Raw genomic sequence first — 14,000 nt, forward strand, 5'->3', positions numbered from 1 at the left:
TTGAATGCATGCGCGCCTTAGCTGAGTTCATCATGCGCGGCCGTATGCAGGCCACTCTGGTAGTGGCTGGATGCGCAACGCTGCCGTTGTTGTATTGGTTGGGTGCTGCCGCCGGATGCCTTGTGCTCCTGCGGCGCGGATTGAAGGACGCCTTGGGCGTTCTTGCTCTGGGACTGCTGCCGGCGTTGGTCTGGTGGCTTTACTCCGACGACCCACGGGCACTTCTGGTGCTGCTGGGGTCTTCGAGCCTTGCGTTGGTTTTGCGCGCAAGCGAGTCCTGGAACCGCGTGCTGCTGGTCAGCATAGCGATGGGATTGGTGTTTTCAGTGGTGCTGGGGGCGGCTTTTGCGCCCCAGATCGAGATGCTGGCGCAGGCTTTGATAAAAGTCATGCCGTCGCTACTCGGTGATGTCTACCAGCAATTGTCGGTAGACGAGCAAGCGCGTTTCGCGTCCCTGATTGCACCGGTCCTGACCGGCCTGATTGCGGCTTTGTTGCAAATCGTCAGTGTGCTGAGCCTGATTGTCGGGCGCTACTGGCAGGCGTTGTTGTACAACCCGGGTGGTTTTGGTCGCGAGTTTCGCGCCATCCGAATCCCGCTTTTACCGGCGATGTTGCTGCTGGTGTTGATGCTTCTGGGGCCTAACTTAGGCTCGCAGATGGCCATGTTGACACCGTTGTGCAGCGTACCGCTGGTGTTCGCCGGGCTGGCCCTGATTCACGGGCTGGTGGCGCAAAAGCGACTGGCCAAATTCTGGCTGGTGGGGTTGTACGTCACGCTGTTGCTGTTCATGCAGCTGATCTATCCGTTGCTGGTGGTCTTGGCCATCGTCGACAGCCTGATTGATTTTCGCGGTCGTTCGGCACCGAAAGATGCCGATAACGCGAACGGTGAAGGTTAAAAGTTAAGAGGATTTTCACATGCAACTGATCCTTCTGGAAAAAGTCACCAACCTGGGCAACCTGGGTGACAAAGTGAACGTTAAGGCTGGTTACGGTCGTAACTACCTGCTGCCTTACGGCAAAGCTACCGCTGCGACCGCTGCCAACCTGGCTGCGTTCGAAGAGCGTCGCGCTGAGCTGGAAAAAGCCGCAGCAGACCGTAAAACTTCGGCTGAAAGCCGTGCCGCCCAACTGGCTGAGCTGGAAGTGACTATCACTGCCACCGCTGGTGACGAAGGCAAGCTGTTCGGTTCGATCGGCACCCACGATATCGCTGATGCACTGACCGCCTCTGGCGTTGAAGTTGCAAAAAGCGAAGTTCGTCTGCCGAACGGCACCATCCGCAACGTAGGCGAATTCGACGTAGCCGTGCACCTGCACGCCGAAGTTGAAGCCACCGTACGCGTTGTCGTGGTAGCAGCTTAAGCAGCACTTGTCGGCTGGCACCCTCGGGTGCTTGCCGGTAACATCGGGCACGATCCTGTTTACAGGTCGTGCCCTTTGTCTTTCTGAAACCCCTGCTTTTATTAAATAAACCAAGTGGCCATGAACGATATCTCCGCTCCCGAGCAATACGATCTGCAAACCGCTGCCCTGAAGGTGCCGCCGCATTCCATCGAGGCCGAACAGGCCGTGCTCGGTGGTTTGATGCTGGACAACAACGCCTGGGAACGTGTGCTCGATCAGGTCTCGGACGGCGATTTCTATCGTCATGACCACCGTTTGATCTTCCGTGCGATCGCCAAACTGGCCGATCAGAACTCCCCGATCGACGTCGTGACCCTTGCCGAGCAATTGGACAAGGAAGGTCAGACGTCCCAGGTCGGTGGCCTCGGTTACCTTGGTGAGCTGGCGAAAAACACGCCGTCCGTCGCCAACATCAAGGCCTATGCGCAAATCGTTCGTGCACGGGCGACGTTGCGGCAGTTGATCGGCATTGCCACCGAAATTGCTGACAGCGCTTTCAATCCGGAAGGCCGCACGGCTGAAGAGATTCTCGACGAAGCTGAGCGGCAGATCTTCCAGATCGCCGAGGCCCGGCCAAAAACCGGCGGCCCGGTGAGCGTGAATGACCTGCTAACCAAGGCTATCGACCGTATCGATACCTTGTTCAACACCGACAACGCCATCACTGGCCTGTCCACCGGTTACACCGACCTCGACGAGAAGACCAGCGGCTTGCAGCCTTCCGACCTGATCATCGTCGCCGGCCGTCCGTCCATGGGTAAAACCACCTTTGCAATGAACCTGGTGGAAAACGCCGTGTTGCGCAGCGACAAGTGCGTACTGGTTTACTCGCTGGAGATGCCAGGCGAATCGCTGATCATGCGTATGCTTTCGTCCCTTGGGCGTATCGACCAGACCAAAGTCCGGGCCGGTCGCCTGGACGACGACGATTGGCCGCGCCTGACCTCGGCGGTCAATCTGCTGAACGATCGCAAGCTGTTCATCGACGACACGGCCGGTATCAGCCCGTCGGAGATGCGTGCGCGGACCCGGCGTCTGGTGCGTGAACACGGCGACATTGCCCTGATCATGATCGACTACCTGCAGTTGATGCAGATCCCAGGTTCCGGCGGCGACAACCGGACCAACGAGATTTCCGAGATCTCCCGTTCCTTGAAGGCCCTGGCCAAGGAATTCAACTGCCCGGTGGTGGCGCTGTCCCAGCTCAACCGCTCCCTGGAGCAACGACCGAACAAACGCCCGATCAACTCCGACTTGCGGGAATCCGGAGCGATCGAGCAGGATGCTGACGTGATCATGTTCGTGTACCGGGATGAGGTGTACCACCCGGAAACCGAGCATAAAGGCATCGCCGAGATCATCATCGGTAAGCAGCGGAACGGCCCGATCGGCACGTCACGACTGGCGTTCATCGGTAAGTACACCCGCTTCGAAAATCTGGCGCCGGGCAGCTACAACTTCGACGACGAGTAAGTTGTGTCGCGCCTGAGAGGGCCCCATCGCGGGCAAGCCCGCTCCCACAGGAATCACACCGAACCTGTGGGAGCGGCGGTGGGACGATTCGACTTGCCCGCGATGGGGTCGCCGCAATTTCCGACCATAGCCGTCGGAATTGATCAAATTTTGTGCTATATTCCGCGCCCGCGAAATTCAATGAAAGCCAACACCGGTTATCGACATGCAAGCAGCCAAGCCGTTATTTGACTATCCCAAGTACTGGGCCGAATGTTTCGGGCCAGCGCCATTCCTGCCGATGAGCAGGGAGGAGATGGATCAGCTTGGCTGGGATTCCTGCGACATCATCATCGTCACCGGTGATGCCTACGTCGACCACCCGTCGTTCGGCATGGCGATCATCGGCCGACTGCTGGAGGCCCAGGGCTTCCGCGTCGGGATCATTGCGCAGCCGAACTGGCAGTCCAAAGACGACTTCATGAAGCTCGGCGAGCCGAACCTGTTTTTCGGCGTCGCGGCCGGCAACATGGACTCGATGATCAACCGCTACACCGCCGACAAGAAAATCCGTTCCGATGACGCCTACACCCCTGGTGGCCTGGCGGGCAAACGTCCGGACCGCGCGAGCCTGGTTTATAGCCAGCGCTGCAAGGAAGCCTACAAGAATGTACCGATCGTGCTCGGTGGCATCGAAGCCTCCCTGCGCCGCATCGCCCACTACGATTATTGGCAGGACCGGGTGCGTAACTCGATCCTGATCGACGCTTGCGCCGACATCCTGCTCTACGGCAACGCCGAGCGTGCGATCGTCGAAGTCGCCCAGCGTCTGTCGTTCGGTCACAAGATCGAAGACATCACCGATGTGCGCGGCACCGCGTTCATTCGTCGTGACACGCCAAAAGACTGGTTCGAGATCGACTCCACGCGCATTGATCGTCCGGGCAAGGTCGACAAGATCATCAACCCGTACGTGAACACCCAGGACACGCAAGCCTGCGCCATCGAGCAGGAAAAAGGTCCGTCGGAAGACCCGAACGAAGCGAAGATCGTGCAATTGCTGCCGAACCCGCGCCTCACCCGCGAGAAAACGGTCATCCGTTTGCCGTCGATGGAAAAAGTCCGGGGCGACTCGGTGCTCTACGCCCACGCCAACCGCGTGCTTCACCTGGAAACCAACCCGGGCAATGCCCGTGCGCTGGTGCAGAAGCATGGCGAAGTGGATGTCTGGTTCAACCCGCCTCCGATTCCGATGACCACCGAAGAAATGGACTACGTGTTCGGCATGCCTTACGCACGGGTTCCGCACCCGGCGTATGGCAAGGAAAAGATTCCTGCCTACGACATGATCCGTTTCTCGGTGAATATCATGCGCGGCTGCTTCGGTGGCTGTACGTTCTGCTCGATCACCGAGCACGAAGGCCGGATCATCCAGAACCGTTCCGAAGAGTCGATCATTCGCGAAATCGAAGAGATCCGCGACAAGGTGCCAGGCTTCACCGGGGTGATCTCCGACCTTGGCGGCCCGACCGCGAACATGTACCGCATTGCCTGCAAGAGCCCGGTCATCGAATCCGCGTGCCGCAAGCCGTCCTGCGTGTTCCCGGGCATCTGTGAAAACCTCAACACCGATCACTCGTCGCTGATCCAGCTCTATCGCAGCGCCCGTGCCTTGCCGGGTGTGAAGAAGATCCTGATCGCGTCCGGCCTGCGTTACGACCTCGCGGTCGAGTCGCCGGAATACGTCAAGGAGCTGGTCACTCACCACGTTGGTGGTTACCTGAAGATCGCCCCGGAACACACCGAGGAAGGTCCGCTCAACCAGATGATGAAACCGGGCATCGGCAGCTATGACAAGTTCAAGCGCATGTTCGAGAAGTACACCAAGGAAGCCGGGAAAGAGCAGTACCTGATTCCGTACTTCATCGCCGCTCACCCGGGCACCACCGACGAAGACATGATGAACCTGGCCCTGTGGCTAAAGGGCAACGGTTTCCGTGCCGACCAGGTGCAGGCGTTCTACCCGTCGCCGATGGCTACCGCTACCGCGATGTACCACTCGGGCAAGAACCCGTTGCGCAAGGTCACTTACAAGAGTGACGCCGTGACCATCGTCAAGAGCGAAGAACAGCGTCGCCTGCACAAGGCGTTCTTGCGTTATCACGACCCGAAAGGCTGGCCGATGCTGCGTGAAGCGCTGACCCGCATGGGCCGCGCCGATCTGATCGGGCCGGGCAAGAACCAGTTGATCCCGCTGCATCAGCCGGCGACCGACAGCTACCAGAGCGCCCGTCGCAAGAACTCGACACCGGCCGGCAGCCACAAAGTGACAGGGGAAAAGACCACCAAGATCCTGACCCAGCACACTGGCCTGCCACCGCGTGCCAGCGATGGCGGTAACCCGTGGGACAAGCGTGAACAGGCCAAGGCTGCGGCGTTTGCCCGCAATCAGCAGGCGGCCAAGGAGCGCAAGGATGCGGCCAAAGGCAAGGGGCCAAAACCGGCCCGCAAGCCAGTCGTGCCGCGTTAACTTCCGCGCCATATCGCAAAACGCCAGCCTCAGTGCTGGCGTTTTGTTTTCTAGCGAGTGTGTGGCCTGTTTGCTAAGGTGGCGCGCACTTCAATGGCGGCCCTGGAAACCGATTTCCCTATACGACGCCAAACCCTGCGGGAGCCGGGCTTGCCCGCGATGACGGCGGCACAGGCAATAAAGATCTAACCCCCGATCTTCAAGGACGATTCACATGAGCACCCCCTTACCGGGTATCGGCATGGACTACAGCCCCTCCCAGTTCATGGCCCGCCAACGCATCGAAAGCCAGATCAACCTGCCACGCCTGTTCGCCGCCATCGACGCCGATCCCGGAATCGTCGGCGCGGGCGTGGTGTACATCGACGCCGAATTCAACGTAGTGACCCTGCGCGAGTTCAAGCCGATTTGCAGTATCAGGCCCAAGCGAATCATTTTGCGCGAGGCGCAGAAGTACATTGCGCCTGCGCAGTTTGCTGATCAGGTAAAGAACAACTCACGTGAATCTCGTTTAGTGGGGGAGGCAGTCAATACGACATTATCTTGTGCCGGTGCCATTCTGGGCTGGATCGTGGTTTTCAGTGGCACAATTGCAGTTCCGTTTACAGCAGGTGCCAGCTTGGTTGTAACAGCAATTGGAGCAACAGCTGCTGCCGCGAGTACTGCGCAGTGTGTGGTGGGAGGCACGAGGACGTACAACGAACTCAACGACCCATCAGCCAATGATGATATGGACAGCGAGGACTGGTATCGCTATGCAATGCCGGTACTGGATGCTGCATCATTGCTGGGAGCCGGTGCGTCTACTCTAACCACCCTGAGGCTCTTGCAGGCCAGGAAGGTCTCGACCGGCAGGAGTTGGTACGAGCTTTCTAAAGGTCTGACCCGTCAGCAAAGAAAGGCGTTGACCAAAGAATTGTTAACATTAAAAGACCCGAGCCTGACAAATAAACTATTGAAGCTTCGCCAGCGTTCGGGGGCGCTTGCAAAGCGTTATACAGCTACTCAAATCAATCACGCGACGGTCACTCAGATTCGCGACTCTCTGGGGGCGGCCATAGGCTTAACAGGAAGTAGCTTAGCTGGGAACCTCCGAACAATTGCTGTTGGTCTGTATGAGGAGGTTGAGTAATGGATCGCAAGTATTCATTGAACGCTTTCCTTGCTCACTATTTTCCGACCTTTATCTGCGCCTTTTTTCTAGCTTGTTTTGCTCTTTCTGCTTCGATTTCATTAGTCTCAAGTACTTACTTTCGAGGCGATCCTGAACGGGGCAAGTATTCGTTTATTGTGGCGTTGGTGCTGTCTTTGCTCTTGGCGTTGAGCCACTTTGTCATGATCAGGGGGCGGTCCTGGGGTGTGCGGGCCATCGTCGTATTCTATTTGGTGTGTTTCCTCACAGTCCTCCCCACTTATGGTTATAAGCCGCATCCCGTCGCCTATGGGACTGGGTTGTTATTTCCGATGCTGGGTCTGCTACTGCTTAATAGCAAACGCCACCGCGAAATGCGCACCCAACTGGTTGAAATCCGCCGCCAGCGCGAGTTGATCAGGCAAGCTTCCAAGGCATCGCGCACGCAACGTTGATCCGACTCGCTCATCGATCCGCCACATTTATGTGCGCTCCTTCGCACACGAAAGCGAGCAATGCGCGCTTTTAGTGCTCTACTGCCTTGAGTAACGGAAGAAAGGGTCCGACCTGCCTGCATGGCATAAGTCTTGCGCCGCTTTCGATAACGTCCAGGCTCGCAGGAGGCACGCCGTGTCGATTCATGTCGCATTGCATCACGTCACGCATTACCGCTACGACCGCGCTGTCGAGCTCGGTCCGCAGATCGTTCGCCTGCGCCCGGCTGCCCACAGCCGCACGCGGATACTGTCCTATGCGCTGAAAGTCTCGCCCGAGCAGCATTTCATCAACTGGCAGCAGGACCCCCAAGGCAATTACCTGGCGCGATTGGTGTTCCCGGAGAAAACCGATGAGCTGCGGATCGAGGTCGACTTGCTGGCGGAGATGGCGGTGTTCAATCCGTTCGACTTCTTCCTCGAGCCCTACGCCGAAAAGATCCCTTTCGCCTATGCCGCGGATGAGCGCAAAGAGTTGGCGCCGTACCTGGAAACTTTGTCCCTGACGCCGAAATTCAAGGCCTATCTGGAGGGCATCGATCGCACGCCGTTACCGAGCGTGGATTTCCTGGTCGCGCTCAACCTGCGCCTCAGCGAAGACATCGGCTACCTGATTCGCATGGAACCGGGCGTACAGACCCCGGAACACACCCTCGAGCATGCCTCTGGTTCCTGCCGCGACTCGGCGTGGTTGCTAGTGCAATTGCTGCGCAACCTCGGCCTGGCGGCGCGTTTCGTATCCGGTTACCTGATTCAGTTGACTGCCGATGTCAAAAGCCTCGACGGTCCCTCGGGTACCGAAGTGGACTTCACTGACCTGCACGCCTGGTGCGAGGTCTATTTGCCCGGTGCTGGCTGGATCGGCCTGGACGCGACTTCAGGGCTGTTTGCCGGTGAAGGACACATTCCGTTGGCCTGTAGTCCTGATCCGTCCTCTGCGGCACCGATCAGTGGCTTGGTGGAACCGTGCGAGTGCGAATTCACCCACGAGATGTCGGTCGAGCGGATTTGGGAAGCGCCGCGGGTCACGAAGCCCTACACCGAAGACCAATGGCTGGCGATTCAGGCATTGGGCCGGCAGATCGATGCCGACCTGCTCGAAGGTGACGTGCGCCTGACCATGGGCGGTGAGCCGACTTTCGTTTCCATCGATGACCCGGACGGCGCCGAGTGGAACACTGCGGCGCTCGGGCCGGACAAGCGTCGGCTGTCGGCCGAACTGTTCCAGCGCATGCGCAAGCATTACGCGCCCAAGGGGCTGGTGCATTTCGGTCAGGGTAAGTGGTATCCCGGCGAACAACTGCCGCGCTGGTCGCTGAACTGCTACTGGCGCCGCGACGGCGTACCGATCTGGCACAACAGCGCGCTGATCGCTGATGAGCAGGAAGACTACGGCGCCGATGGCGAACTGGCTGGGCGTTTTCTGGCGAGTGTCGCCGAACGTCTGAAAATTCCGACACGCTTTGTGTTCCCGGCCTACGAAGACAATTTCTATTACCTCTGGCGCGAAGGCGCTTTGCCGCAGAACGTCAGCGCCGAAGACTCACGGCTGGAAGAGCCTTTGGAGCGGGCGCGTCTGCGCAAAGTCTTCAGTCAGGGCCTGGACAAGGTGATCGGTCAGGTCCTGCCGCTGGCGCGCACCGCCAAGGGCGATCAATGGCAGAGCGGTCGCTGGTATCTGCGGGAAGAGCATTGCCGATTGGTACCGGGGGATTCGCCGCTGGGGTATCGTTTGCCACTCGGTTCGCAGCCCTGGGTGAAGGCAGCGGAGTACCCGTTCATTCATCCTGTCGACCCGAATCAGGATTTCCCTGAGCTGCCGGGCACCGACCAGCTACAGAATCACGCTCAACCGCAAACCGCCGACGAGCGTGCGCCAAAGATCGATGAGTCCGCCGACTGGCTGACCCGCACGGCATTCTGCGCCGAAGCGCGAGAAGGCCGGTTGTACCTGTTCATGCCGCCATTGGAGCGGGTCGAGGACTATCTGGAACTGGTCGCCGCCATCGAAGCCACCGCCGAGGAATTGCATTGCCCGGTGTTGCTGGAAGGCTATGAACCGCCGAGTGATCCGCGCCTGAGCAACTTCCGCATTACTCCCGATCCGGGGGTGATCGAGGTCAACGTCCAGCCGTCCGCCACCTGGGATGAGTTGGTGGAGCGCACCGAGTTTCTTTACGAAGAGGCGCGCCAGACTCGACTGACCACCGAGAAGTTCATGATCGACGGCCGGCACACCGGCACCGGCGGCGGCAACCATTTCGTATTGGGTGGCGCGACCCCGGCGGACTCACCGTTTCTGCGCCGTCCCGATCTGCTGCGCAGCCTGATCAGCTACTGGCATAACCATCCGTCCTTGTCCTACCTGTTTTCCGGATTGTTCATCGGTCCGACGTCCCAGGCGCCACGGGTGGATGAAGCGCGCAACGATTCGCTGTATGAACTGGAAATCGCCTTCGCACAGATGCCGAAGCCGGGCGAGGAGTGCCCACCATGGCTGGTGGATCGGTTGCTGCGCAATTTGCTGATCGATGTGACCGGCAACACCCACCGCGCCGAATTTTGCATCGACAAACTCTATTCGCCGGACGGCGCCACCGGGCGCCTCGGGTTACTGGAACTGCGAGCCTTTGAAATGCCGCCCCATGCGCGCATGAGCCTGGCTCAGCAATTGTTGCTGCGAGCGCTGGTGGCGCGGTTCTGGCGTGAGCCTTATGCGCCGCCGAAACTGGCGCGCTGGGGCACAGAGCTACATGACCGGTTCCTGTTGCCGCACTTTATCGAGCAGGATTTCGCCGATGTCATCGTCGACCTCAATGCCGCCGGTTACCCCGTGCGGGCCGAGTGGTTCGCGGCGCATCTGGAATTCCGTTTTCCCAAGGTCGGCGACTACGCCGTCAGCGGCATTGAACTGGAATTGCGTCAGGCGCTGGAGCCTTGGCATGTACTCGGCGAGGAAGGCGCGGCAGGTGGCACGGTGCGTTACGTGGATTCGTCGCTGGAGCGTTTGCAGGTCAAGCTCAGCGGCCTGCCGCCTCAGCGTTATCTGCTGACGTGCAACGGCATACCGGTGCCGTTGCAACCCACGGGGCGGGTCGGTGAGTTCGTCGCCGGCGTTCGCTTTCGCGCCTGGCAACCGGCTAACTGCCTGCAACCGACCATCCCGGTCCACGCGCCGCTGGTGTTCGACTTGCTCGACACCTGGATGGGGCGTTCGCTGGGCGGTTGTCAGTACCACGTCGCTCATCCGGGCGGGCGCAACTACGACAGCCTGCCGGTGAACGCCAATGAGGCCGAGAGCCGGCGAATGGCGCGTTTTTTCCGTCTCGGACACACGCCAGGGAAACTTCCTATACCGAATCTGGAAATTAACGACGAGCTACCGATGACTCTCGATTTGCGACGTTTCTAAACCGTACGCGACGCTCGGATTTTTCGTATATCCGGGCGTCATGAGCCTGCGTTAGTCTGACCGTTCTTTGCTGTCTGCCGAGCTTTCCATGCCTGACCTGCTTGACCGCTACCCGCTGACCGCGGGCACTTATCACGAACTGCTCGACGACAGCGGCGCCGTGCGCCCGCACTGGCGGCGGCTGTTCGATCAATTGCAACGCAGCACGCCAGCGCAACTGGTGCAGCGTCAGGCGCTGCTGACCCGGCAGATCCAGGAAAACGGCGTGACCTATAACGTCTACGCCGACCCCAAGGGCGCTGACCGGCCGTGGGAGCTGGACCTGCTGCCTCATGTGATTGCCGCCGATGAGTGGGAACAGTTATCGGCCGGGATCGCTCAACGGGCGCGCTTGCTCAATGCTGTGCTGGCGGATTTGTACGGCCCTCAGCGCTTGATCGCCGAAGGCCTGCTGCCGGCTGAGCTGGTGTTCGGTCACAACAATTTTCTCTGGCCCTGTCAGGGTATTTCGCCGCCCGACGGGGCCTTTTTGCATCTGTACGCCGTGGATCTGGCACGCACGCCTGACGGTCGCTGGTGGGTGACGGCGGACCGCACTCAAGCGCCATCCGGTGCCGGTTACGCGCTGGAAAACCGCACCATCGTGTCCCGGGCCTTTCCCGAGCTGTACCGCGATTTGAAGGTGCAGCACCTGGCCGGGTTCTTCCGCACCCTTCAGGAAACGCTCGCCCGTCAGGCGCCGAGCGATGACGAAGCGCCACTGGTGGTGCTGCTGACGCCGGGGCGTTTCAACGAAAGCTATTTTGAACACCTGTATCTGGCTCGCCAGCTCGGTTATCCGTTGGTGGAGGGCGGCGACCTGACCGTCCGGGATGCCACGGTCTACCTGAAAACCTTGAGTGGTCTGCGTCGGGTTCACGCGATCATGCGTCGGCTCGACGATGATTTCTGCGACCCCCTGGAGCTGCGCACCGACTCGGCCCTTGGCGTGCCGGGACTGCTCGAAGCCGTGCGCCAGGGCCGGGTGCTGGTGGCCAATGCCCTCGGCAGCGGCGTGCTGGAGTCGCCGGGGTTGTTGGGCTTTCTGCCGAAGATCAATCAGTTTCTGTTTGGCGAAGAGCTGATCCTGCCGTCCATCGCGACCTGGTGGTGCGGTGAAGCGCCGGTGCTGGCCCAGGCTTTGGAAAAAATTCCGGAGCTGTTGATCAAACCGGCGTTTCCGTCGCAGAGCTTCGCCCCGGTGTTTGGTCGTGACTTGAGTGAAAAACAGCGTCAAGCCTTGGCTGAGCGCATGCAGGCACGACCTTATGCCTATGTTGCGCAAGAATTGGCGCAACTGTCCCAGGCGCCGATCTGGCAGCCCGAAGGTGGACAGTTGCAACCGCGGGCCATTGGCATGCGCGTGTATGCGGTGGCCAGTCGGGACGGCTATCGAGTACTGCCCGGCGGGCTGACGCGGGTTGCCGCCGAAGCCGACGCCGAAGTGGTGTCGATGCAGCGCGGTGGCGCCAGCAAGGACACTTGGGTGTTGGGCGATCGCCCGCCCAGCGGCGAACAATGGAAAGCCCAGCGCAACATTGGCGTTCACGATCTGGTGCGACGCGATCCGTATCTGCCATCGCGGGTGGTCGAGAACCTGTTCTGGTTCGGCCGTTACTGCGAGCGCTGCGATGACAGCGCGCGGCTGCTGCGCATCATGCTCGCGCGCTATGTCGATGGCGATGACCCGCAAGCGCTGGAGGCTGCAGTCGATCTCGGTGAACGCCTGAATCTGTTGCCGGAGGAGGGCGAGTTGCCAGAGCGATTGCTGGCGGCGCTGCTCGGCGATGATTGGCCGTTCAGCCTGCGCTCCAACCTGCAACGCTTGCAGTGGGCGGCGTCGCAAGTACGCGGCAAGCTCTCGCGAGAGAACTGGCAAGCGCTGGTGGAGTTGCAGCGCGAGGCCATGGAACTGGAAACCGAAGAGCCGGATTTCGGCGAGCTGCTGGATTTCCTCAACCGATTGGTGATGTCGCTGGCGGCGCTGTCCGGTTTTGCCCTCGACGACATGACCCGGGACGAAGGCTGGCGTTTCCTGATGATCGGGCGACGGATCGAGCGGCTGCAGTTTCTCAGCGGCAGCCTGGCGGCGTTTCTGCGTGGCGCCGGGACTTTCGATCAGGCCGGGCTGGAATGGCTGCTGGAGCTGGGCAACAGCAGCATCACCTACCGCTCGCGGTACTTGGCGGTGGCGCAATTGATCCCGGTGCTGGACCTGTTGTTGCTCGACGAGCAGAACCCTCACGCGGTGCTGTTCCAGTTGAAGCTGGTGACCCGCACGTTGAAACGCTTGAACGATGACTTTGGGGCGCCGCGTGAAACAGGTTTGCCGCAGTTGGTGGAGCGGCTGGCGCGCTTCGATCTGGGTTGCCTGGAAAACTCACTGTTTGGCGAGGCCAGTGTTCGCGCCGCCATAGAGGGGCTGGCCGATCTGTTGCAGGAGATCGCCGATGCCAGCGGACAAGTATCGGATCGCCTGGCTTTGCGCCATTTCGCCCATGTCGATGATGTCAGCCAACGCACGGTGTCCGTCTGATGAATGCCCATTACCAGATTTTCCACGACACCCATTATCACTATGACAGCCCGGTATCCCTGGCCCAGCAATTGGCGCATCTGTGGCCGCGGGCTTGCGTTTGGCAGCGCTGCACCGATCAGCAGTTGCAGATCAGTCCCGATCCGACCTCGCGCCGGGATGAGCTGGACGTGTTTGGTAATCCGCTGACCCGATTGGCATTCGAGCGGCCGCACGATGAGTTGCTGGTCAATGCCAGCCTGACGGTCGAAGTGTTGGCCCGACCATCGTTGGACTTCAATCAATCGCCGGCCTGGGAAGAGACCTGCAACGCACTGACCTACAGCAGTCAACCGCTGTCACCCGAGATACTTGAAGCGTGCCGTTATCGGTTCGAATCGCCTTACGTGCATTTGAAGCGCAACTTCGTCGAGTTCTCGGAAAGTTGCTTTTCTCCTGGCCGGCCATTGCTGCTGGGGGTTCAGGCGTTGATGGAGAAAATCTTCAGCGAATTCACCTTCGATGCCGAAGCGACCCAAGTGGCGACGCCGCTGGTGGAAGTGCTGGAGAGGCGGCGCGGCGTTTGCCAGGACTTTGCACACTTGATGCTTGCTTGTGTCCGCTCCCGTGGATTAGCGGCGCGGTATATCAGCGGCTATCTGCTAACCCAGCCTCCACCGGGTCAGCCGCGGCTGATCGGCGCCGATGCGTCTCATGCCTGGGTGTCGGTATTTTGCCCGGTGTTGGGTTGGGTGGATTTCGACCCGACCAATAATGTGCAACCGGCGCTGGAGCACATCACCCTGGCCTGGGGGCGGGATTTTTCTGATGTATCACCGTTGCGTGGGGTGATCCTGGGCGGTGGCAGCCACGACCCGGAGGTTCGGGTTACCGTAATGCCGTTGGAGTAACTGAGATCCAGTGTGGGAGCGGGCTTGCTCGCGAAAGCGGCCAGTCAGCCACATAGATGTTGGATGTGCCGCCGCTTTCGCGAGCAAGCCCGCTCCCACAGGGAA

9 protein-coding genes are annotated in these 14,000 nt (G+C 60.0%); all 9 read left to right on the forward strand.

What is annotated here, in order from left to right; all coding sequences use genetic code 11:
• Positions 1 to 8: 8 nt before the first annotated feature.
• The 9 genes from AB7M29_RS06035 (at position 9) to AB7M29_RS06075 (ending at position 13,895) form a co-directional block, all read left to right on the forward strand.
• Positions 9 to 902 carry a YybS family protein gene (locus tag AB7M29_RS06035; RefSeq protein WP_052965942.1) on the forward strand — a complete coding sequence of 298 codons (894 nt, stop codon included), beginning with the start codon at positions 9 to 11 and terminating at the stop codon, positions 900 to 902.
• Positions 903 to 921: 19 nt separating this feature from the next.
• Positions 922 to 1,368, forward strand: coding sequence for a 50S ribosomal protein L9 (rplI, locus tag AB7M29_RS06040; protein WP_003197251.1), 447 nt, complete (start codon positions 922 to 924; stop codon positions 1,366 to 1,368).
• Between the two features lie 120 nt (positions 1,369 to 1,488).
• The gene (gene dnaB / locus AB7M29_RS06045; protein WP_007902695.1) at positions 1,489 to 2,883 is read left to right on the forward strand and encodes a replicative DNA helicase; all 1,395 of its coding nucleotides are present in this window, start codon (positions 1,489 to 1,491) and stop codon (positions 2,881 to 2,883) included.
• A gap of 205 nt (positions 2,884 to 3,088) precedes the next feature.
• Positions 3,089 to 5,392, forward strand: coding sequence for a YgiQ family radical SAM protein (locus AB7M29_RS06050; protein ID WP_454246520.1), 2,304 nt, complete (start codon positions 3,089 to 3,091; stop codon positions 5,390 to 5,392).
• A 214-nt stretch (positions 5,393 to 5,606) separates the two neighbouring features.
• Positions 5,607 to 6,524, forward strand: coding sequence for an NAD synthetase (locus AB7M29_RS06055; protein WP_217855599.1), 918 nt, complete (start codon positions 5,607 to 5,609; stop codon positions 6,522 to 6,524).
• Positions 6,524 to 6,979 (forward strand): hypothetical protein, encoded by a 456-nt coding sequence (locus AB7M29_RS06060; protein ID WP_217855601.1) that lies wholly within the window; start codon positions 6,524 to 6,526, stop codon positions 6,977 to 6,979. Before AB7M29_RS06055 ends, AB7M29_RS06060 begins: the two co-directional genes overlap by 1 nt.
• A 175-nt stretch (positions 6,980 to 7,154) precedes the next feature.
• Complete coding sequence (locus AB7M29_RS06065) at positions 7,155 to 10,430, forward strand: transglutaminase family protein (protein WP_454246521.1); 3,276 nt, start codon at positions 7,155 to 7,157, stop codon at positions 10,428 to 10,430.
• An 88-nt stretch (positions 10,431 to 10,518) separates the two neighbouring features.
• Complete coding sequence (locus AB7M29_RS06070; protein WP_454246522.1) at positions 10,519 to 13,005, forward strand: circularly permuted type 2 ATP-grasp protein; 2,487 nt, start codon at positions 10,519 to 10,521, stop codon at positions 13,003 to 13,005.
• Positions 13,005 to 13,895 carry a transglutaminase family protein gene (locus tag AB7M29_RS06075; RefSeq protein WP_217855607.1) on the forward strand — a complete coding sequence of 297 codons (891 nt, stop codon included), beginning with the start codon at positions 13,005 to 13,007 and terminating at the stop codon, positions 13,893 to 13,895. The genes AB7M29_RS06070 and AB7M29_RS06075 overlap by 1 nt, the downstream gene beginning before the upstream one ends.
• The last annotated feature ends 105 nt before the right edge of the window (positions 13,896 to 14,000 follow it).

It is taken from the genome of Pseudomonas sp. F-14 TE3623 (genome assembly GCF_053629015.1).